General features: G+C 49.2%; 22 protein-coding genes and 2 tRNA genes. 8 read left to right on the top strand and 16 right to left on the bottom strand.

Annotated elements, in window-relative coordinates; translation table 11 throughout:
* The first annotated feature begins 115 nt into the window (after positions 1-115).
* Entirely contained in the window at positions 116-1,489 is a 1,374-nt protein-coding gene (gene mdtK / locus BEG40_RS02500) for a multidrug efflux MATE transporter MdtK (protein ID WP_105284826.1), read from the top strand.
* Positions 1,490-1,527: 38 nt separating this feature from the next.
* On the opposite strand, the gene BEG40_RS02495 is transcribed toward mdtK, so the two are convergent.
* Complete coding sequence (locus BEG40_RS02495) at positions 1,528-2,784, bottom strand: AIDA repeat-containing protein (protein ID WP_105284825.1); 1,257 nt, start codon at positions 2,782-2,784, stop codon at positions 1,528-1,530.
* Between the two features lie 307 nt (positions 2,785-3,091).
* Between BEG40_RS02495 and BEG40_RS02490 the strand changes: the two genes are divergently transcribed.
* The 4 genes from BEG40_RS02490 (at position 3,092) to BEG40_RS02475 (ending at position 5,395) form a co-directional block, all read left to right on the top strand.
* Positions 3,092-3,168 (top strand) — tRNA-Val (locus tag BEG40_RS02490).
* 4 nt (positions 3,169-3,172) lie between these two features.
* Positions 3,173-3,249 (top strand) — tRNA-Val (locus BEG40_RS02485).
* Between the two features lie 110 nt (positions 3,250-3,359).
* A complete protein-coding gene (locus BEG40_RS02480; protein WP_105284824.1) occupies positions 3,360-3,665 on the top strand; it encodes a monooxygenase in 306 nt (101 codons plus the stop codon).
* Positions 3,666-3,790: 125 nt separating this feature from the next.
* The gene (locus BEG40_RS02475) at positions 3,791-5,395 is read left to right on the top strand and encodes an FAD-NAD(P)-binding protein (protein ID WP_105284823.1); all 1,605 of its coding nucleotides are present in this window, start codon (positions 3,791-3,793) and stop codon (positions 5,393-5,395) included.
* Positions 5,396-5,406: 11 nt separating this feature from the next.
* On the opposite strand, the gene ydhT is transcribed toward BEG40_RS02475, so the two are convergent.
* The 7 genes from ydhT to fumD all read right to left on the bottom strand — a co-directional run bounded on the left by ydhT (position 5,407) and on the right by fumD (position 11,815).
* Complete coding sequence (ydhT, locus tag BEG40_RS02470; protein ID WP_105284822.1) at positions 5,407-6,219, bottom strand: protein YdhT; 813 nt, start codon at positions 6,217-6,219, stop codon at positions 5,407-5,409.
* 3 nt (positions 6,220-6,222) lie between these two features.
* Positions 6,223-7,008 carry a thiosulfate reductase cytochrome B subunit gene (gene phsC, locus BEG40_RS02465; protein ID WP_105284821.1) on the bottom strand — a complete coding sequence of 262 codons (786 nt, stop codon included), beginning with the start codon at positions 7,006-7,008 and terminating at the stop codon, positions 6,223-6,225.
* On the bottom strand, positions 7,005-7,673 hold the full coding sequence (locus tag BEG40_RS02460; RefSeq protein WP_105284871.1) for a 4Fe-4S dicluster domain-containing protein: 669 nt from the start codon (positions 7,671-7,673) through the stop codon (positions 7,005-7,007). The genes phsC and BEG40_RS02460 overlap by 4 nt, the downstream gene beginning before the upstream one ends.
* A gap of 63 nt (positions 7,674-7,736) precedes the next feature.
* Positions 7,737-8,387 carry a YdhW family putative oxidoreductase system protein gene (locus BEG40_RS02455; protein ID WP_010355674.1) on the bottom strand — a complete coding sequence of 217 codons (651 nt, stop codon included), beginning with the start codon at positions 8,385-8,387 and terminating at the stop codon, positions 7,737-7,739.
* Between the two features lie 12 nt (positions 8,388-8,399).
* Positions 8,400-10,502 (bottom strand): aldehyde ferredoxin oxidoreductase, encoded by a 2,103-nt coding sequence (locus tag BEG40_RS02450; RefSeq protein WP_001273565.1) that lies wholly within the window; start codon positions 10,500-10,502, stop codon positions 8,400-8,402.
* A 20-nt stretch (positions 10,503-10,522) separates the two neighbouring features.
* Positions 10,523-11,149, bottom strand: coding sequence for a ferredoxin-like protein (locus tag BEG40_RS02445; protein ID WP_105282555.1), 627 nt, complete (start codon positions 11,147-11,149; stop codon positions 10,523-10,525).
* A gap of 456 nt (positions 11,150-11,605) precedes the next feature.
* Complete coding sequence (gene fumD / locus BEG40_RS02440; protein ID WP_000528337.1) at positions 11,606-11,815, bottom strand: fumarate hydratase FumD; 210 nt, start codon at positions 11,813-11,815, stop codon at positions 11,606-11,608.
* A gap of 354 nt (positions 11,816-12,169) precedes the next feature.
* Here fumD and ynhH point away from each other — a divergent pair, with 354 nt between their 5' ends.
* The 3 genes from ynhH (at position 12,170) to lpp (ending at position 14,331) form a co-directional block, all read left to right on the top strand.
* Positions 12,170-12,364 carry a protein YnhH gene (gene ynhH / locus BEG40_RS22015; protein WP_242664678.1) on the top strand — a complete coding sequence of 65 codons (195 nt, stop codon included), beginning with the start codon at positions 12,170-12,172 and terminating at the stop codon, positions 12,362-12,364.
* 7 nt (positions 12,365-12,371) lie between these two features.
* Positions 12,372-13,784, top strand: coding sequence for a pyruvate kinase PykF (pykF, locus tag BEG40_RS02435; RefSeq protein WP_010346010.1), 1,413 nt, complete (start codon positions 12,372-12,374; stop codon positions 13,782-13,784).
* A gap of 310 nt (positions 13,785-14,094) precedes the next feature.
* Entirely contained in the window at positions 14,095-14,331 is a 237-nt protein-coding gene (lpp, locus tag BEG40_RS02430; RefSeq protein WP_000648420.1) for a murein lipoprotein Lpp, read from the top strand.
* Positions 14,332-14,394: 63 nt separating this feature from the next.
* On the opposite strand, the gene ldtE is transcribed toward lpp, so the two are convergent.
* From ldtE to BEG40_RS02390, 8 genes are all read right to left on the bottom strand, one after another.
* Positions 14,395-15,396 (bottom strand): L,D-transpeptidase LdtE, encoded by a 1,002-nt coding sequence (gene ldtE, locus BEG40_RS02425; protein WP_105284820.1) that lies wholly within the window; start codon positions 15,394-15,396, stop codon positions 14,395-14,397.
* Positions 15,397-15,544: 148 nt separating this feature from the next.
* On the bottom strand, positions 15,545-15,961 hold the full coding sequence (gene sufE / locus BEG40_RS02420; RefSeq protein WP_000279732.1) for a cysteine desulfuration protein SufE: 417 nt from the start codon (positions 15,959-15,961) through the stop codon (positions 15,545-15,547).
* A 12-nt stretch (positions 15,962-15,973) separates the two neighbouring features.
* Positions 15,974-17,194 carry a cysteine desulfurase SufS gene (gene sufS, locus BEG40_RS02415; protein ID WP_016158184.1) on the bottom strand — a complete coding sequence of 407 codons (1,221 nt, stop codon included), beginning with the start codon at positions 17,192-17,194 and terminating at the stop codon, positions 15,974-15,976.
* Positions 17,191-18,462 (bottom strand): Fe-S cluster assembly protein SufD, encoded by a 1,272-nt coding sequence (sufD, locus tag BEG40_RS02410; protein ID WP_000908090.1) that lies wholly within the window; start codon positions 18,460-18,462, stop codon positions 17,191-17,193. Before sufD ends, sufS begins: the two co-directional genes overlap by 4 nt.
* Entirely contained in the window at positions 18,437-19,183 is a 747-nt protein-coding gene (gene sufC, locus BEG40_RS02405; protein ID WP_000948880.1) for a Fe-S cluster assembly ATPase SufC, read from the bottom strand. The genes sufD and sufC overlap by 26 nt, the downstream gene beginning before the upstream one ends.
* A 9-nt stretch (positions 19,184-19,192) precedes the next feature.
* On the bottom strand, positions 19,193-20,680 hold the full coding sequence (gene sufB, locus BEG40_RS02400) for a Fe-S cluster assembly protein SufB (protein ID WP_105284819.1): 1,488 nt from the start codon (positions 20,678-20,680) through the stop codon (positions 19,193-19,195).
* Between the two features lie 8 nt (positions 20,681-20,688).
* Positions 20,689-21,057, bottom strand: a complete 369-nt coding sequence (sufA, locus tag BEG40_RS02395; RefSeq protein ID WP_000367151.1) for a Fe-S cluster assembly scaffold SufA — start codon at positions 21,055-21,057, stop codon at positions 20,689-20,691.
* A 552-nt stretch (positions 21,058-21,609) separates the two neighbouring features.
* On the bottom strand, positions 21,610-21,798 hold the full coding sequence (locus BEG40_RS02390) for a YdiH family protein (protein WP_001296104.1): 189 nt from the start codon (positions 21,796-21,798) through the stop codon (positions 21,610-21,612).
* Between the last annotated feature and the right edge of the window lie 42 nt (positions 21,799-21,840).

Genomic DNA, 21,840 nt, shown 5'->3' with positions numbered 1-21,840 from the left:
GGAGAATTAATAAATCCTCGCTACAATAGACTGAATTTCCCCTGCTTCTTCTTTTTGCTGCCCATTCAGGCGGCTTTTTAGTCTCTCATATAACAACAATATAAAAGGTGTTCACGTGCAGAAGTATATCAGTGAAGCGCGTCTGTTATTAGCATTAGCAATCCCGGTGATTCTCGCGCAAATCGCCCAAACAGCGATGGGTTTTGTCGATACTGTCATGGCGGGCGGCTATAGCGCCACCGACATGGCGGCGGTCGCCATTGGTACATCTATCTGGCTCCCGGCTATTCTTTTCGGTCACGGACTGCTGCTTGCGTTGACGCCAGTGATTGCGCAATTGAATGGTTCTGGTCGCCGTGAACGCATAGCGCATCAGGTACGACAAGGTTTCTGGCTAGCCGGCTTTGTCTCAGTGCTCATTATGGTGGTTCTGTGGAATGCGGGTTATATCATCCGCTCCATGCAAAATATCGATCCGGCACTCGCCGATAAAGCGGTAGGTTACCTGCGTGCACTGCTGTGGGGTGCTCCGGGCTATCTGTTCTTCCAGGTCGCGCGTAACCAGTGTGAAGGTCTGGCAAAAACCAAACCTGGGATGGTGATGGGTTTTATTGGCCTGCTGGTGAACATTCCGGTTAACTATATCTTTATTTATGGTCATTTCGGAATGCCTGAACTCGGTGGCGTCGGTTGTGGTGTAGCGACGGCGGCTGTGTATTGGGTGATGTTCCTCGCCATGGTTTTTTATATTAAACATGCCCGTTCCATGCGCGATATCCGCAACGAAAAAGGCACCGCTAAACCCGATCCTGCCGCATTGAAACGGCTGGTGCAGCTTGGTCTACCTATCGCGCTGGCGTTGTTCTTTGAAGTGACACTGTTTGCTGTAGTGGCGCTGTTGGTATCTCCACTCGGTATTATCGATGTGGCAGGCCACCAGATTGCACTGAACTTCAGTTCGTTGATGTTCGTTCTTCCAATGTCGCTGGCCGCAGCGGTAACCATCCGTGTTGGTTATCGTCTGGGTCAGGGCTCAACGCTGGATGCACAAACAGCCGCGCGAACAGGGCTTATGGTTGGCGTTTGTATGGCGACTCTGACCGCAATTTTCACGGTTTCACTACGGGAGCAGATTGCCCTGCTGTATAACGATAATCCTGAGGTCGTAACGCTGGCGGCACATTTGATGTTGCTGGCGGCGGTGTATCAGATTTCTGACTCCATACAGGTTATCGGCAGTGGGATTTTGCGTGGTTATAAAGATACGCGGTCGATTTTTTATATTACCTTTACGGCGTACTGGGTATTAGGCTTGCCGAGCGGCTACATTCTGGCGCTGACCGATCTGGTGGTTGAGCCAATGGGGCCAGCAGGTTTCTGGATCGGCTTTATTATTGGCCTGACTTCTGCCGCTATTATGATGATGCTGCGTATGCGTTTCCTGCAACGTCTGCCATCAGCCATCATTCTGCAACGAGCAGCTCGCTAAAAAACAAGGCGCAACCTTCACAGATTGCGCCTTAGTTTTTATTCGGGCTGGAGCGTTGCGCCAATCCTGTCTTCGTCAGGTTGCAGTTTAAGCACACTGCAAATTGGTAGCCGACTGGCATCCGTTATCTCAACGAGAATACTGCCACTAACTTCCCCTTTCACACTGATGAAGTCAGGCGAAATTTCTTTCGCGCTGGTTTGCAGGCAAATCGTTCCCTCTCCGCGCAGTCGTTTCACTTTCAGTTGCACATGTGTGGCTGCTGCCGTGATCAGCCAAACTTTTCCGCCATCAAGGTTTAATTCACCAACACGAAAAGTGACATTGTCACCTTTTACCGTACTGCCATCGAGGATCATCACGCCTCCCGGCTGTACCGTAACCGTTGACTGTTGTAAATCAGCACCGTAACCAATAATCAAAGAGCTACCTTCTTGTACGGCAACGTTCCCCATCAGTTCAACTGGCGCACAATCCTCTTCCACGACAAATTTATCGTCCGCGCTGGTGGGAGACATGACAATCATCGAGCCACCTTTCAGCAGTGCATTTTCCAGCGTACCAGCATGAATTTCAGCACGGCCTCCGGCATTAACCGCCAAATCCTTTGTCTTACCGGAACTATAGAGCTGTAGACCGTCTGTCCCAAGGCGATAAACGGCTTCGTTCTCAACGAGGGTATGAATATCTTCTCCGCCTATGTTATTCATGGCTCCGCCCGCAAGCGTCGTATCGCAGGCTTTTCCCGCCAGCATAAAGACTCCGCCCTGGTTAATTGCACTGTTGAAAGCTTCTCCACCAGGGTAAACCAGCAATTCACCGCCATCATCCACTATTGCAGATGAAGTCGTCCCGTTGACCAATAAACCACCAGCCTGATCGAGAATAATTTTTTCTGCCCGATGGCCTTCCAGTACGCGCAGGTTACCGCCATTCTCCAGTAACAAACCGCAGGCGTAGCCCTGATCAACGCTAAATTCTCCTTCGGGATGGCGGCCATTAACAGTAGCGAGCGTTGAGAGGCTAATTGCTCCACCGTCGGACTGAATGATGTCTGTGGCAATTGCACCGTCACCGACTGATAACGTGCCATTGTTGCCGTACTGTGTGCCTCTGACGATCCCACCAGTTTCCACTTTCAGCCAGCCCGCATCTGTCACTACGGTGTTTTCAGCTCTTCCGCCTGTCTCAACGAGCAACTCACCGTCAGTAAGTTGAGTCGCGCCAATGACCTCGCCGGTCTTAACAATTTGCACTTTCCCGTCGCTCATCAAGTTTTTTGCATCAGATCCCATGATTTATTCCTTTGCTGCATCTGTGTGCCCTTATCGCTACCTAAGTGTAAAGGCTACGGAGGATTTATCCACGATAGAATTGATTTGCTGGCAAACGACTCGGTTTATATCCTGATGCGTGAGATAGTGGGTTGTGTCAGATGTGAAAATGACTCTGACCAAAAATCACCCTTGCAAATCAACAAAATATAGCCAATTTGCTTAAAAGCTCTGCAAACGGTCGAAATACCGCAGAAAATTACGCTTTGCCTCTTGCCACCTTCCCACTCTGCCGCTAATATTCTTCCCCGTTGTCACCTACAACGTTGCGTTCATAGCTCAGTTGGTTAGAGCACCACCTTGACATGGTGGGGGTCGTTGGTTCGAGTCCAATTGAACGCACCATACTGCGTCCGTAGCTCAGTTGGTTAGAGCACCACCTTGACATGGTGGGGGTCGGTGGTTCGAGTCCACTCGGACGCACCAGATTTTTTAGTCTGGTCTCCTCTCTCCTTGTATTCCCTTGTTTCTTCTCTGTATCCAACACATTAAAAAATTTATACTATTTTGTATGTGTTATCAGAAGGAGAATCGCTATGGCGACTTTGTTACAGCTTCACTTTGCATTTAATGGCCCCTTTGGCGATGAAATGGCCGAACAGCTTAAACCGCTTGCTGAGTCGATTAATCAGGAACCTGGTTTTCTGTGGAAGGTATGGACAGAAAGTGAAAAGAACCACGAAGCCGGTGGGATCTACCTTTTCACTGATGAAAAAAGCGCCCTTGCCTATCTGGAAAAACATACTGCCCGACTGAAAAATCTTGGCGTTGAGGAAGTTGTCGCCAAAGTTTTCGATGTCAATGAACCATTAAGTAAAATCAATCAGGCAAAACTCGCCTGACAAGTCTCCATGAAGGGCGGTTGGCGCCCTTTTCATCCCTGTCTGAAATTTCTCATTTTCTAAAGATTTCAACCAAACTTATCTGATAACACTAAATTCAAAAGAATACATACAGGTAAGTAATGATGAAAAAAATCGCCATTGTGGGTGCGGGGCCAACAGGGATCTACACTCTCTTCTCGCTATTACAGCAACCAACGCCACTTTCTATTTCCATCTTCGAACAGGCTGACGAGGCCGGTGTCGGGATGCCGTACAACGACGAAGAAAACTCTAAATTAATGCTGGCAAATATTGCCAGCATTGAAATACCAACGATTTATTGTACTTATCTGGAATGGTTACAAAAACAAGATGCCAGCCATCTACAACGTTACGGCGTTAAAAAGGAAACCTTGCACGACCGTCAGTTTTTACCGCGAATTCTGTTGGGAGAATATTTCCGCGATCGATTTTTACGATTAGTAGATCAGGCGCGACAGCAAAAATTTGAAGTGGCTATTTATGAATCATGCCAGGTTACCGATCTGCAAATTACAGACGCTGGCGTCATGCTCGCTACAAATCAGGATTTACCCACAGAGACGTTTGATTTAGCGGTAATAGCCACCGGTCACGTCTGGCCTGATGAAGAAGAAGCAACCCGAACGTATTTTCCCAGCCCGTGGTCGGGTCTGATGGAAGCAAAGGTCGATGCCTGTAACGTGGGCATTATGGGAACATCCTTGAGCGGACTGGATGCGGCAATGGCAGTGGCCATTCAGCATGGTTCGTTTATTGAAGAAGATAAACAACGAGTTAGCTTTCAACGTGATAGCAACAGTGAAAATCTGCACATTACGTTGATGTCGCGCACGGGCATTTTACCGGAAGCCGATTTCTATTGTCCCATCCCCTACGAACCGTTACGCATCGTCACAGAACAGGCCTTAAATACAGAAATAGAAAAAGGTGCGGAAGGCCTGTTGGATCGGGTATTCAAATTGATACAGCAAGAAATTAATTCTGTCGATCCAGGCTGGAGCCAACGCATAGCGTTAGAACGCCTCAATGTCGATACCTTTGCGCAAACCTGGTTTGCCGAGCGTAAACAGCATGACCCTTTTGGCTGGGCGGAAGAAAACTTAGCCGAAGTCGAGCAAAATAAACGGCAAAAACATACCGTCCCCTGGCGTTATGTCATTCTGCGTTTGCATGAAGCTGTACAGGAAATTGTGCCGCATCTGAATGAACACGACCATAAGCGATTCAGTAAAGGTCTTGCCAGAGTCTTTATCGATAATTATGCGGCAATCCCTTCAGAATCTATAAGACGATTACTGGCCTTACGCGAAGCGGGGATCATTCATATTCTCGCCCTCGGTGAGGACTACGAGATGGAAAACAACGAAACACGCACAATTCTGAAAACAGCGGATAACAGCTACTCGTTTGATGTTTTTATTGATGCCCGAGGTCAACGTCCACTCAAAGTGAAAGATATTCCTTTCCCTGGGCTACGCGAACAATTGCAGAAAACAGGCGAGGAAATCCCTGATGTTGGTGAAGATTATACGCTACAGCAACCTGAAGAAGTTCGTGGTCGCGTGGCGTTCGGTGCTTTACCCTGGCTGATGCACAACCGGCCTTTCGTCCAGGGACTTACGGCTTGTGCAGAAATTGGCGAGGCTATGGCGCAGGCCATAGTAAAACCTGCATCCCGTGCACGTCGGCGTCTTTCGGTTGATTAAAGATAAAGCTATCAGCACTCAACAAACTGATGCTGTTCATTGAGACGATAGCGGACTCCGGCACGGATATTGTTTTCACCTTCAATGGCGACGGCGAAGCGCACTCTTTCGCCGCCATGATATGCCAGTGCGGCGCTGCCACCAGGCCCGAGGACAATCGAGTCAACCACGCCCGTACTGACTACTGTTGAGTTAGCACCGCTGGCAATGATGTGAACATTATCACCACTGTTAGCAATTTTCGCGTGCGCGCCAAAGCTGGCAATTTGTACCAGATCGCCATTACTGGCAACATGACACCTTTCACCTGGAGTACAGACGCGTACTCGCATCCCGGCATTCGCAATACGGCTACCCTCTCCGGCACTGCTGATTCGAGTCGAGTTACCCGCCACTGCCACGCGGGCACGCTCGCCTGAGCTGCCAATATGGCTGTTAAAACCCACACTAGCCATCCGTACGCTGTAGCCCGTGCTGGCAATTTGCGCCGCATAACCTGCTGTAACTATTCTGGCGTTATCGTCGCAACATCCGACGCGTGCGTTATCCTCGGCACTGGAGAGCTGGCGGCAAAATGTTGGTTCCACCGGTTCTGGGACCAGCTTTTGCATAGAGGAAACTTCCTGGCGGGCAAAGTTTTCGTCTGTCAGCCATTTGTTCCATGCATACTCAACCAGACTATCTGCCCAGTCCGTATACCCTTCGTCGATCAGCGCATGGTGAACATCGACATAGCTGCCGTCCTGCGGAAAATGGCGCAAAAACCAGCGGTACATTACCGCTCCTACACGCCACTCTCGCAGGTTCTCTCGCGTAATGATCATACGTTAATGTCGGTGATAGCCATCGATCATACATTTAAAGGTTTCGTGCGGAGTACGCCCCGTAGTGCAAAGATAGAGATGACCGAAGATGAAAAAGAGGCTAATAAATGCCAGAGCAAAATGCGCCTGTAATAACCAGTATCTTACGCCAGGAAACACAGTTCCCACGACTTGCGGATAGAGACACAGCAGCCCCGTCACCAGTAACAACGGCAGTAATCCATACATCACCCCGACATAGGCTACCTGCTGTAAGGGATTAAATTTAGACTGCATTGTCGCCGGAAAAGGATGCGCTTCCCCCTGCATAATGCCAGACAGATAAAATCGCGTTTGTTTCGCCGCTCGCCCCAGCCACCCTTGACGACGAATGCGATAGTGGTGACCATTACCCCCAACGGCATTAATCAGAACAAAGCCAAGCCAGCATACCAGTAACAAGAATCCACAAACTTCATGCACAGCAACCAGACTTTTGACCGCAGCTGCGCCCACCAGCGCAAAGTGATTAATTAGCCCACTTGCCAGCAACAATACGAGGAGTAATGCGTTCGACCAGTGCCATAATCTGACCGCCTTGCTGTAAAGATAAACCTTCTCGCCATGATCGGTGGCTGATTTCTTCACACCACGAGCACGAAGCAAAGCATGCAGCCCCAGGACTAACCACATTCCAACCAGCAATAGCCCGGCAATGACCAGCCACACCGGCCAAAATTCAGGGGTGAACTGTGGTACATAGTTCGCCAACTGGCTCTGAAACTGTTCAGCATTTTGCGACGGGTTCATACATTTTCCTTCTTAATCAAATGTTGACCGAACCGGCGATACAAATGCGGTTTCCCGGCACCAGGTAGCTGATATTGATAGTATTTATTTTCCTGTAACCACGCCTGAATTTCTGGGCTATCTTCGCGACCAAAGATCAATGCGTGTTCCGGGCAGGCGCTGACGCAAATGGGCGGAAAACCTTTTGCCAGCCGGGACTCGGCGCAGAAATCACATTTATCCGCCACTTTAATCACAGGGTTAAGGTAACGAACCTGATACGGGCAAGCGCCAATGCAATAACTGCAGCCGATACACTGCGATTTTTCTACCCGTACGATCCCCTGCTCATCACGCCACGACGCCCCTGTTGGGCAAACGTCGATGCAAGGAGCATCTTCACAGTGCTGGCATGACTGGCGAAAAAAGTGATATTGCGTTTCGTTGTCGTTATCGGTAACTGGAATGTGTGCTATCGATAAACGGCTTCCCTGGGCCGGAACGTGATTGGTCTTGCGACATGCTCGGGCGCAAATATTACAACCATTGCACCGTGACTCATCGTGAATCATGGCATACCGAACTTCCTTTTCTTGCCTGGTGTTCGCTAACAGAGAAGACGCAGAGCCAGTAAAAAAGATTACTGTTCCCATCCCCAGAACAAATTTGCGTCGAGTGAAGGACATCTGATTATCCCCTAATGCAGTGGCTGCAACTGTCCACCCTGTCCATGACATTTCCCTGAAATTTCAGGGATTCTGAAACTGCTCAACCTCAAACCATTCGCATAAACCATAAGCCTTGCCATAGCTCATATACCGCTCGCTAAACAGGTACAGCACCGCCGTCGATGACTCCACCTGGCGTATATCGGCATATTCAGGGGCAACATCCATCGCGGCGATCGCGGCTTCAATCTGCGCTTCCTGGAAGTAATATGGCGCTTGCCTCAGCATGGCGACTTTGTAGGGTCGCGGGTACGTCTGGCACTCAAAGCGAACGACGTGAGCAATGGCGCGACAAATGTCCTGCTCCACAACTTGCAAAGACATCGCCGCGTAGTTTTCGCTCATGGCCTGCGTTGAGTAATAGTAATCATCGTGAGTTCCCGTGATACAGGCGATATCCGCGTAGTCTCCGTTCTGTTTTATGCCTTCCAGCAAAAAAGACAGATCCTCTTCAGCAACCGAATATGGCGGCGAGAGAAACACGGCACGCGCCACCAGTTGACCCGCAGCCGAATGCTGGCGGATAAACTCTGCCAGAACTTCCGTCGGTTCTGGTTCTGCGACGTCTTCACTGACCGTATCTCCGGTGTGACGCATACCCTGCAACCATTGACGCTTCGCCTCGTCAACGTCGCTGACTCCAGATAGCGGCAACTCATCCTGATGGTTCATCTCACCCATTCCTTATGCTGGAAGCAGATTGTGTGCAGCCAGATCGGTGGCAATATCTTCCAGCCCCAGACGTTGCAACGTTTCACGTGTCGGGCAACCGAGCTGTGGATCCCAGCCCATTTCCTTGTAGAACATCGTGAGAGACGCGTACATATCGTCGCGATCCATTTTGTCAGTTCCTTCAGTAAAGACCGGGATCTGCGGATCTTTGTCGAATACCCAGGAGCAAATAAGATCGTGCTCGTTACGCATATCTTTGGTTTGCATCAGTTTTACCGTGTAAGCGCGATGCAGTGTAAATATACGTTCAGCGGCTAAATCTAATTTTTCCTGGGTCATCTCTTCACCGGTGATCGCTTTGAAGAATTTGGCTTCTAAAGCAAGGTCACCACGGTAATTACGGCTCTTCAGCGGCGAAACGGTCATTGGCCAGACCCAGTTGCACAGGGTGACGGCGTTATGCAAACAGACCCGCAACAGCGACCATTTGGCATATTTAATTTTTGCGTCATTGATCGGCGTGTAGTTTTTGGTTTCGTCGTAAGCATCTTCAGAGCCAAAAAGCTCTTTCGCCACTTCACGCTGCAATTTCAACGGCAGACCGGAGCCAATAAAGTTAATGTGGGTGTGCGTCATGCAATCGCGGTTGAACATGCAGTTAACAATGGAACCAACTTGCGCCGAGGCTTCATTAGCGTGATGAACCGGATAGCCAAACGGCGACCAGAGTTTATTTTTCGCGTAGCCCCAATACTCTTCGCCCAAATTCCAGCGTTCCGCAATGGCATATGAGCCATCAGCCAGGTGACTCAGCTCACCCACGCGATGCGCCAGACGGTAGTAAAAATCTTTAATGAAGTTAACGTCGCCCGCTTCCAGCTGATCCCAGCGAATTTCCGCATACTCATCAGCAGGCAGAACGCGTTTGAACACGCCTTTGCTGTAGCAATACGTAAAATCTCGATGTAGCTGTCCGTAGTTACACCACAGACCGTAGTCATCGAACAGATTCAGACCAACCAGATTGCCAATGACGCGACCATCGTCTTTATCTTCAAAATCTTTCGGCCCGTTCGGGAAGATGGTGGTATGGACAAAGTTTGCTACACAAGTATTACCGCCGGTGCTGGGCACGCCGAACTCTTTGACCCGAGGAATGTTCATCTGGGTCATACAACGAATCGGGCAAGAGTGGCAGCCGCTCATTTTTACCGTGTATTTCTCTGCTGCCGGACCTAAGTCAAAAACGGATTTATAGGTGCGAAAACCCACGGTATTTTGATTGCCTGGCGGGATCTCGCCCGTTTCAATCGGGCCACCTTCCGCCGCTCCCCAGAACAGACCTTTACGCGCCGTCCAGCGAGACTTGGGATCGGAGTACTCCGCCCACGATTGCGGCGTACTTGGCACCACATGGTTATTATTCGCACCGATAAGTTCGGTCATCATGTAGTCATTGAGACGTTTCATCTCCTGACGATCGGCAATGTTGACCCCTTTAGTCCCTTCAACTGCAATCGCTTTGAGGTTTTTCGAACCCATTATTGCGCCAGTTCCCGCGCCGCCGCTGTGATTACGGCTATTCAACATGCCAGAGAGCGGCACAAGGTTTTCACCTGCCTGACCAATAGCTGCCACACAGGTTTCCGGGCTGGTCAAACGACAAATTTCTTCCGTCGTGGCTCGCGTCCCTTTACCCCATAGGAAATCTGCTTTTTCGAGGGTAACTTTGTCATCTTTAATATTCAGCCAAACCGGTGATTTCGCTTTCCCTTCGATAATAATAACGTCGTATCCAGCGAATTTCATTTGCGCGGCAAAAAAGCCACCCATATGGGCATCAACAACTAAATTCCCTTTGGTAAAGGTGGAAAGCGAAGTGATATTTACGCGAGAACTACAGGGAGCACCAGAGCCAGTTAATGGCCCGGTAGCAAAGACTAATTTATTTGCTTCATCGAAAGGTTTAGTGCCTGGCGGTACTTCGTCATACATAATTTTGTAGCCGAATCCCATGCCACCAACAAAACTTTTAAACTTACTGGAATCTTCGAGGGTAATATTTCCTGTCGTGAGATTAACTCTTAATATATTACCTGTCCAACCGTTAGCCATGATTTTTTCCTTTGCAAGATTCACACAGTAATATCTTTCCACTCGATAATTTTTAACGCCCCTGTTGGGCAGGCGTTTGCACATTCACCACATAACACACATTTCGAGGATTTTTTACTTTCGGTATTTACGGTAGCCATCATCCACGGACACGCAGTGGTACAGGCGCTACAACCAATACAACGTTTATGATCGACGACAATACAGCCTTCTTCCTGCTGCCAGGCAATCGCGCCAATCGGGCAAACGTTCATGCATTGCGGATCTTTGCATTGACGACAGGTGTCAGCGGTATAGTTCAGATCGCCATACAGACCACCGCCTGATCCTATCCCATTGTCGCCAAAGAAATAATTACGATGGATTTTGATGCGGGAGAAAAAAGTGCCCACTGAGCCATCATTGAAGTTAGTACAAGAGATTTCACAGCGATGGCAGCCTGTGCATCGCGCTCGCTGGGTAACCAGCACGCCTTTGGGCGTATTTATCAACCCTACCGTACCGCTATCAATATCTTCCTGCTTGCAACCCAAAAGTGACAGTAACGCAGGGGCTATCGTTAAACCAGCAAGACCCTTTCCTGATATACGCAAGAATTCTAATCGCGTTAAGCCAATATCTAATAGTGGACGACCAACCGGGTTCATTTATTTCGCATCCTCTTCGCAAACACAGTGCTGACAATTCAACAGCCTGATATTAAGCATTCAACTAATACGCTGCTGACTCTGTCCCCAACACCAGATATTTTCCCTAACCTGATAGTGCATGAGAAAAGAATTAACGCCAATAAACTAATCCTTTATGGTTAGGAGAAAAAATAATGTGATTATTCTGAGGGCTTAACATTGATCATTATCAATTAAATTCACAAAGTGAGAAATTAAAAGTGAACTGATATTTATTATCATCTGAAATTAATTTCATTTAAGTGACAATTATTTGTGATATTCATTCCAGAAAATAAAAATAACATTCCCGTTATGCACTTTAATACATATCGAAACTCATATAATTTCATCAGTTGCTATTTATGAAAATTAGCTGTGGCTGCGATTGAAATAAACATATCAGGATGAAGTGTTGCACTTCATCCTGAATGGTCATTTTACCAGCGCGTTAATGACGGTTTCCATCGCCTGTTTTTCCAGTTCGCTGCGTTGAATACGTTTATTGGCTAAAGCCGTGCGTAATACGCCAGCGATGACAATATGTTTTGGTTCCTGCCCCAAATCGCGCATTTCCAGCACAACTTTACCGACTACCCTGCACATCTCGCGGTACAGTTCGTCATCTTTTGTCCGATTTCCCATTCTTTGTACCTATTTATCATGCCAACTATCAGCATATATCAATCTAATCAATTAAACAAAAATCAAACAAAATCATATAAATAACGTTATAAACTATTTTGACTGTAGTGATTGAGCGATGGTGTATTTATACACCTGATGAACATTCACTACTCCCCAGGCTGGCGACCTTACCTCGTGACGTTGCGCAAACACCGAAGTTTTTGCGTAATCTTTTCCCTGTAACATTAAATCTTTGATAACAATTTATTGTCTGGAGACTTGTATATTTTTTGAAACGCTGTTTTTGTTTTCCTTTTGGATTAATTTCAGCGTATAATGCGCGCCAATTGACTCTTGAATGGTTTCAGCACTTTGGACTGTAGAACTCAACGACTCAAAAACAGGCACTCACGTTGGGCTGAGACACAAGCACACATTCCTCTGCACGCTTTTTCGATGTCACCTATCCTTAGAGCGAGGCACCATCACTTTCGTAATACCGGATTCGCTTTCCGGCAGTGCGCCCAGAAAGCAAGTTTCTCCTATCCTTCTCAACTTAAAGACTAAGACTGTCATGAAAAAGACCAAAATTGTTTGCACCATCGGACCAAAAACCGAATCTGAAGAGATGTTAGCTAAAATGCTGGACGCGGGCATGAACGTCATGCGTCTGAACTTCTCTCATGGTGACTATGCAGAACACGGTCAGCGCATTCAGAATCTGCGCAACGTGATGAGCAAAACCGGCAAAACTGCCGCTATCCTGCTCGATACCAAAGGTCCGGAAATCCGCACCATGAAACTGGAAGGCGGTAATGACGTTTCTCTGAAAGCAGGCCAGACCTTTACTTTCACCACTGACAAATCTGTTATCGGCAACAGCGAAATGGTTGCGGTAACTTATGAAGGTTTCACTTCTGACCTGTCCGTCGGCAACACCGTACTGGTTGACGATGGTCTGATCGGTATGGAAGTTACCGCCATTGAAGGTAACAAAGTTATCTGTAAGGTACTGAACAACGGTGACCTGGGCGAAAACAAAGGTGTGAACCTGCCTGGCGTTTCTATTGCCCTGCCGGCACTGGCTGAAAAAGACAAACAGGATCTCATCTTTGGTTGCGAACAAGGCGTAGACTTTGTTGCTGCTTCCTTTATCCGTAAGCGTTCTGACGTTATCGAAATCCGTGAACACCTGAAAGCGCACGGCGGCGAAAACATCCAAATCATCTCCAAAATCGAAAACCAGGAAGGCCTCAACAACTTCGACGAAATCCTCGAAGCCTCTGACGGCATCATGGTTGCTCGTGGCGACCTGGGTGTAGAAATCCCGGTTGAAGAAGTTATCTTCGCCCAGAAGATGATGATCGAAAAATGTATCCGCGCACGTAAAGTCGTTATCACTGCGACCCAGATGCTGGATTCCATGATCAAAAACCCACGCCCGACCCGCGCAGAAGCCGGTGACGTCGCGAACGCCATCCTCGACGGTACTGACGCAGTAATGCTGTCTGGTGAATCCGCAAAAGGTAAATACCCACTGGAAGCTGTTTCTATCATGGCAACCATTTGCGAACGTACCGACCGCGTGATGAACAGCCGTCTCGAGTTCAACAACGACAACCGTAAACTGCGCATTACCGAAGCAGTTTGCCGTGGTGCGGTTGAAACTGCTGAAAAACTGGATGCTCCGCTGATCGTTGTAGCAACCCAGGGCGGTAAATCTGCTCGTGCAGTGCGTAAATACTTCCCGGATGCAACCATCCTGGCGCTGACCACGAACGAAAAAACTGCACATCAGCTGGTACTGAGCAAAGGCGTTGTGCCGCAGCTGGTCAAAGAGATCACTTCTACTGATGATTTCTACCGTCTGGGTAAAGAACTGGCTCTGCAGAGCGGTCTGGCGCACAAAGGTGACGTAGTAGTAATGGTTTCCGGTGCACTTGTACCGAGCGGCACTACCAACACCGCATCTGTTCACGTCCTGTAATATTGCTTTTGTGAATTAATTTGTATATCCAAGCGCCCTGATGGGCGCTTTTTTTATTTAATCGATAACCAGAAGCAATAAAAAATCAAATCGGATTTCACTATATAATCTCACTTTATCTAAGATGAATCCGATGGAAGCATCCTGTTTTCTCTCAATTTTTTTATCTAAAACCCAGCGTTCGATGTTTCTTTGAGCGAACGATCAAAAATAAGTGCCTTCCCATCAAAAAAATATTCTCAACATAAAAAACTTTGTGTAATACTTGTAACGCTACATGGAGATTAACTCAATCTAGAGGGTATTAATAATGAAAGCTACTAAACTGGTACTGGGCGCGGTAATCCTGGGTTCTACTCTGCTGGCAGGTTGCTCCAGCAACGCTAAAATCGATCAGCTGTCTTCTGACGTTCAGACTCTGAACGCTAAAGTTGACCAGCTGAGCAACGACGTGAACGCAATGCGTTCCGACGTTCAGGCTGCTAAAGATGACGCAGCTCGTGCTAACCAGCGTCTGGACAACATGGCTACTAAATACCGCAAGTAATAGTACCTGTGAAGTGAAAAATGGCGCACATTGTGCGCCATTTTTTTTGCCTGCTAATAACTGTTATTGCGTCGCGCGTAACATATTGCCCTGCTCAGGTTCGCCACTTTGAGCTGACTCAACTGCGGGCGCGTTGCTGGCATGTGTCGTTCCATTGCCTACCGCGACCGGATATCCCGCCCGACGATATAAGGCTTTATCCACCAGCTTCTGATCAACAGCCTGATTATCTTTGAATTGCGTAAAACCAATGGGCAGTTTATACGGCATCGTCTGAACGTTCTGCTGTTCCTCTGCCGATAGTGGTCGATGCACTTCCACATAACGCATTCCGTTCGGTTCTACAGAGTATTTCACCGGCTCATTGATCACTTTCACCGGCGTCCCCGTCCGCACGCTGGAGAACAACGCTTTAATATCCGGTGCGTTCATACGAATACAGCCCGAACTGACGCGCAAACCAACGCTGTCCGGCGCACTGGTGCCATGAATGAGATATTCGCCATTGCCGTGCGCCAGGCGCATTGCGTAGCGTCCTAGTGGGTTATTAGGCCCTGCTGGAACGACTGGCGGTAATTTTATGCCACGCTCCAGCGAACGCTGCCGAATACCAGCGGTCGGTGTCCAGGTAGGGTTAGGGATTTTCTGCCCAACCCGCGTATCCATCACTGGCGTTTCCAGTCCCTGCAAGCCAATGCCTATCGGGTAGACCTGCACGATATTTTCTCCTGGCGGATAATAATAAAGACGCAGCTCGGCAAGGTTAACAATAATCCCCTGACGCGGCGCATCAGGTAATAACAGTTGCGAAGGAATGGTTATTGTCGTACCTGGTTTTGGCACCGGAGCGATAGTGTTATTGGCTTCCAGAATCAACATTGCCGCAGTATCAAAACGTCGGGCGATGGCCTGGAGGTTTTTATCCCCCTCTTGCACCGTATACGTTTGATTTTGCCCAACCAGTCGGCTTCCGGTTGGTGGGAGCGGATAATCTACCGCCCAGGCAGCGTGTATGGCGCTAAAAGCACCGATAAGAGTCAGTGTAAGCAGAGACGCGCGTTTCATTGTAAACCTCCTGTATTTGCCGGAGACTCACGCTAAGACGTCGGATGGCGCTTTTGCTTACCTGAAGCCGAAACACTCCTGTGCTGGTCAGAGTAAACATCGACCATCCGGCAATGTGAGTCATCCGGATGAAAGCTGTTCCTTTAGTTTAGCTAAGTGCAGCGGCTTTGGCGCGGATTGCACGAATCATCGCTTCCAGACCTTGTGAACGAGATGGGGTGAGATGCTGAGCGAGCGCCATTTTTTCAAACCACGGGCGCACGTCAAAATTAACAATATCCTGCGGCGTCATCTGGTCGTAGAGAATAAAAACAACCGCAATAAGCCCTTTCACAATGGCGGCATCGCTGTCGCCCTGCAATTCAATAATTCCCTGCGCATTCTGGCGCATTACAATCCATACCTGACTCTGACAGCCCTGAATACTATTTTGCGGGTTTCTGTCTTCATCGCGTAATTCCGGCAGACGCTGACCCAGTTCAATAATGTAGAGATATTTCTCTTCCCAGTTGGCGCAGCGTAAAAAATTACGCAGCAATTTTTCTTTATCCGGCAATACAGCCATAGAGCCTCCCTGTTATCCCAGCAGACGATGAATGCGTTGCAATCCTGTCACCAGACGATCCACTTCTTCATGGGTGTTATACATAGCCAACGACGCCCGACACATAGCCGGAACGTTATAAAACGCCATCAACGGCATCGCGCAGTGATGGCCGGTACGCACAGCGATACCGTAGTTATCAAGAAAACTGCCAACATCATAGGCATGATGTTTACCGAGATTAAAGGCGATAACGCCAAGTCTGTCCGGTGGCCCATACAGAGTAAGATCCGGCACCGCTGTCAGTTGTGACAGCGCGTAATGCATCAGATTCTGTTCGTACTCAGCAATGTTGTTAAGCCCCAGAGCTGACACATACTCCAGCGCCGCACCAAGACCAATAATCCCCCCCGTATTGGGCGTGCCGGCCTCAAACCGCCACGGCGCTTTGGTCCAGGTAGTACCTTCGCTAAGGCTGACGGTGGCAATCATAGATCCGCCCCCTTCCCACGGCGGCATCTCCTGCAACAAGGCTTCTTTAACATAAAGAATTCCAATGCCGGTGGGGCCATACAGTTTATGCCCGGAAAAAACGTAGAAGTCGCAGTCCAGCGCCTGCACATCCACCGGATGATGCATCACTGCCTGAGCGCCATCCACCAGCACTTTTGCGCCATGCTGGTGCGCAAGTGTGATCATTTCCGGCAGCGGATTTTCCGTCCCCAGCACATTAGACACGTGAGTAATCGCCAGCAGGCGGGTTTTCTCATCAAACAGATTAGGCAGTGTCTCCAGTTGCAGCGTGCCGTCTGGGTTAAGCGGGATCACCCGCAACTCTGCGCCAACGCGCGCGCAAAGCATCTGCCAGGGAACAATGTTAGCGTGGTGTTCCATCTGACTGATGATGATGTTATCGCCCGCACGTACGTTGCTGTTGCCCCAGCTATTGGCGACCAGATTGATCCCTTCCGTAGTGCCACGGACGAACACCAGCTCTTCCGCCGAACGGGCATTGATAAACAGCGATGCACGCTTACGCACGTTCTCCATTTTCTCGGTCGCCTGGGCGCTTAACGTATGAATACCGCGATGCACCGCCGCGTAGCCGTGACGATAAAATTCAGCCTCGGCGTCAATCACCTGGCTCGGTTTCTGCGCACTGGCGGCGCTGTCGAGATAAGCCAGCGGCAAACCGTTTACCTCACGCGAGAGCACCGGAAAATCGGCACGCACCTTCTCAACGGAAAAAGTCATCTTGCACCTCCCGGCAGCCGTTGGCCGATTCGAGCCAGCACCTGCTGTTTAAGACCATCATCGCGCAAGGCTTCCGTCAGTTCGGCGGCAAAGGCATAGATGATCATCTGCTGGGCATCCTGCTGATTGATCCCGCGAGAACGCAGATAGAACATTTGCTCATCATCAATACGCCCGACCGTTGCGCCGTGGCTGCATTTCACATCATCGGCATAAATTTCCAGTTGCGGTTTGGTATCCACTTCCGCCAGCTTGCCCATCAGCAGATTATTATTGGTCATCTGGCCGTCAGTCTTGATGGCATACTGCGCGACGTTAATCAAACCATTAAATACCGCGCGCCCTTTGTCGCTGACGATAGTTTTGTGCAACTGGCGGCTGTTACAAAAACCTTTATTGTGTTCCAGCCAGGTGCGGGTATCGCACACTTCATTTTTCACCGGCATCGCCAGGCTATTAATCCGCAGCGTACTGTTTTCGCCATTAAGTTGCGTACTGGTGTTGTGCCGTAACACAGCGCCACCAAGCAGAAAACTGTGGCTAGATGCGGTGGCATCGTCTGCCAGCAGCAAATCGTTATGGGCAAAGTGGTGGCTGACCGGGTTTTCAAACGCCAGCTTGATATGCTGCAAGTGGGCGTTCGCTGCGACGTTGATAGTAAAGCGCGCGCCGGTAAAATGGCGGGCATCATTAAGGCTGACAAAATGTTCAATCACTGTCGCTTCCGCGCCTTCCGCCAGATCCAGATGATGGCGGTAATGGGCTGTGTTCACCTCTTCACCTGCCACGCCCTGGGTAATATGCATTAACAGCAATGGCTTTGCAGGCCGTTGACCGCGCTTCACAGCAATATGCGTAACGCTTTGCGCCAGGCTTTCCGTCAGATGCAGAAACACTTCTGGCTGAATGGCATCGGGCAGCCCCTGGCGTTCGTCGTTTATGCTCACGTCATATCCGCTGCCTTCAGTTGCATCGCTAAGTGCTGGCATGTAACGTCCATCGACAAACACCAGCCGCACGGCGTCTAACGTTAAGGCTAAGGCATCACGCTGCTCTTGAGATATATCCCCCGCAATGCTGACAAACTGGCTATTGGTCAGCCCTTCCAGCGGCGTATATTTCCAGTGCTCATGTTTACGCGTCGGCAGACCGGTACGCAGCAATTGTTGTAAATGCTGCTGAGCTTGCGGGGAGCGTTTTGCCCCTTCAGCCTCAAACAAGTGATGCCACTGTTGCAGCACGTTACTGCTGTTCACTAAGCCAGCCATAACCCTGCTCCTCCAGTTGTTTGACCAACGTAAAATCGCCGGATTTCACAATTCGCCCCTGATACAGCACGTGGACGTAATCAGGCTTGATGTAGTCAAGAATGCGTTGGTAGTGCGTAACAATGATGAATGAACGCTTGCCGTCACGCAGCGAGTTCACGCCATCGGCAACCACTTTTAATGCATCGATATCCAGCCCGGAGTCCGACTCATCAAGAATGCATAACTCCGGCTCCAGCACTGCCATTTGCAAAATATCGTTGCGCTTTTTCTCGCCACCGGAAAAACCAACGTTAACCGAACGGGTTAATAAATCTTCTGGCATCTTCAACAGGGCGATTTTCTCTTCCATCAAATCCTGAAAATCGAAGCGGTCGAGCGTTTCCTGACCGCGATAACTACGCACCGCATTGAGCGCCGTTTGCAGGAAAAACTGGTTACTGACGCCAGGGATTTCCACCGGATACTGGAAAGCCATAAAGATCCCTTCGCCTGCACGATCTTCCGGCGACAGCTCTAGCAAATCTTTGCCCTTAAACACCACCGTGCCGCCCGTCACTTCATAATCTTCACGCCCGGCAAGGGTTGCCGATAAGGTACTTTTGCCCGAACCGTTTGGTCCCATAATGGCGTGAACTTCGCCGGGACGAACGTCGAGGCTTAATCCGCGCAGGATAGCTTTATCTTCCACGCTGACGTGTAAATCTTTAATACTTAACATGTTTATTCCTTATCCGACGCTGTGTTCAAGACTGATGGCGAGGAGTTTTTGTGCTTCAACGGCAAATTCCAGCGGCAGTTCCGAGAACACGTCTTTGCAGAAACCGTTAACAATCATCGAGATGGCGTCTTCTTCGCTGATCCCGCGTTGCAGGCAGTAAAACAGCTGATCTTCACCAATACGCGATGTCGTTGCCTCGTGCTCCAGTTGTGCGCTGTTATTGCGACATTCGACATACGGGAAGGTATGCGCCCCGCAATTAGCGCCAATCAGCATTGAGTCGCACTGAGTGAAGTTGCGCGCATTGGTTGCCGTCGGCATGATTTTTACCAGCCCGCGATAACTGTTCTGGCTGTGTCCGGCAGAGATCCCTTTCGAGATAATGGTCGATTTGGTGTTCTTACCGATGTGGATCATCTTGGTGCCGGTATCAGCTTGCTGATGACCGCTGGTCAGCGCCACCGAGTAGAACTCACCGATGGAGTTATCGCCGCGCAAAATGCAGCTTGGGTATTTCCAGGTAATGGCTGAACCGGTTTCCGATTGTGTCCACGACATTTTGCTGTTTTCGCCTTCGCACAGAGCACGCTTGGTGACGAAGTTGAGAATACCGCCAGTGTTGTTATCGCCAGGGAACCAGTTTTGCACCGTGGAATATTTCACCTCGGCGTTTTTATGGATGATGACTTCCACCACCGCCGCGTGTAGCTGGTAGCTATCACGCACTGGTGCGGAGCAGCCTTCAATGTAGCTGACGTAGCTGTCTTCGTCGGCTACCAGAATGGTGCGCTCAAACTGCCCGGTTTTTTCTGCGTTAATGCGGAAATAGGTAGAAAGCTCCATCGGACAGCGTACGCCTTTAGGCACATAAATAAACGTACCGTCGGAAGCCACCGCTGCATTGAGCGCGGCAAAAAAGTTGTCATTCCCCGGAACCACGGTGCCGAGATATTTACGCACCAGTTCCGGGTGATCGTGAATCGCCTCGCCAAAGGAACAGAAAATGATCCCCTGCTCCGCCAGTTTTTCGCGATAAGTGGTGGCAACCGAAACAGAATCGAAAATGGCATCCACCGCCACCTCTTTGCCTTCCCGTACGGGAACGCCCAACTGCTCAAATGCCGCTTCAACCTCTTTACTTAAAAAGGCGTTCGCGCCAGTTTGTTGCACCGCGCCCGGTTCAGAAACACAGGTGTCATCGCAGTTACCACATGAAGGCGCGGAGTAATAGCTATAATCCTGATAATTCAGCTTGTCGTAGTGCGCCTTCAGCCAGTGCGGTTCTTCCATCTCCAGCCATGCGCGATAGGCGTTGAGACGAAACTCCAGCATCCACTCCGGCTCATTACGCTTCGCCGAGATTGCGCGCACTACCTCTTCGTTTATGCCCTTAGCCAGTTCATCAGTCGCTAATTGGGTGAAGAATCCTTCTTTATAATTCAGCGAGCCGCCGGTCCAGGTTTTGACATCGTCAGTTGCTTCAGTATTACGAGACATAGTACCGCCTATACCCCAAAGCTTTCGCCACAGCCACATTCATTCTGGGCTTTCGGGTTGTGAAATTTAAATATCTGATTGAGTCCTTCGCGAACGAAATCAACTTCCGTGCCATCAATAAACGGCATTGCTTGTAGGGGGACGAACAGCTTCGCGCCGTCGTGTTCAAACAGCAGATCGTCTTTGTCCGGCTCGCTAACACTGTCGAGTACATAGCCAAAGCCCGCGCAGCCCGTTTGCTTCACACCTAAGCGCACACCGACCATGCCTGGTTGCTTCGCCACTAGCTCACGGATGTGTACCGCCGCTGCGGGGGTTAGCGTTAAGCCTTGCCAGGTGAAATCCTCTGGGTTAAAGGTTCCTGAATGCATGTCCATCGATTTACCTCACTTCATCGCTTTCAGCGTATAACAGCATGTTAGTGATAATGATTATCAGTTCAACCCGGCAAACACAGGGGCTTTACCGTAAAACATGCTTTTTGCCTGCATTTAATAAGCATAGACCCTGATGTGCGGCTTAACAGGCACGCTAAGAATTAGGTATCTCATTGTTAGTTAATGATTATTACCGGAGGACATTTAAGACTGTGATGGAAAAGAAAAAGTTGTATTGAAAATGACTATTTAAGAGATAGGTAAAAAAGTGGCTCGTTCAGAAATAAGAAAACCCTTAAGTCTGTTCAACACAGACTTAAGGGTTTCTACCCCATCCGGCGCTTATCTCCGGCACTCACAGTGGCTTAGCTCTTGAAGGGGCGATAAGAATAATCTCATAAGACTAAGCCGGCGTTTTAACACAACCTGCGATTTGTATTCTTTTTAAACAAGATCAAGCGGGTAAAAATGGGAGAAGTCAGAAGAAAGTCGTCAGACCTGGACTGGAATTAATCCAGGTCGATGGGGCACACTAACTGCGTTCAGTCAGAATCAATGCACGCCCAAACGCCAGGCAAAGTAGATTTCTTCTTTTAATTCAGCAGAAGAGAGAGTAAGCAGATCAGCGAATTCAAGTTCTAGTTGTTTCAGACGTTTGAGGTATTGGGCAGGTGAAAGATTGCTCTGGTCACGGCGTAAAAATTCAATGGCCAGTTGGGTGGGATCAAGTTGAGTAGACATAGCATCCTCGCTTTTAGACAAGACCTGCACAGTATACCACCG

It is taken from the genome of Escherichia sp. MOD1-EC5495 (assembly GCF_002965965.1).
In the GTDB taxonomy this organism is placed as follows: Bacteria; Pseudomonadota; Gammaproteobacteria; order Enterobacterales; family Enterobacteriaceae; genus Escherichia; species Escherichia ruysiae.
Note: the sequence above shows the minus strand (reverse complement) of the source record. Positions and strands in the feature narration are given on the sequence as shown.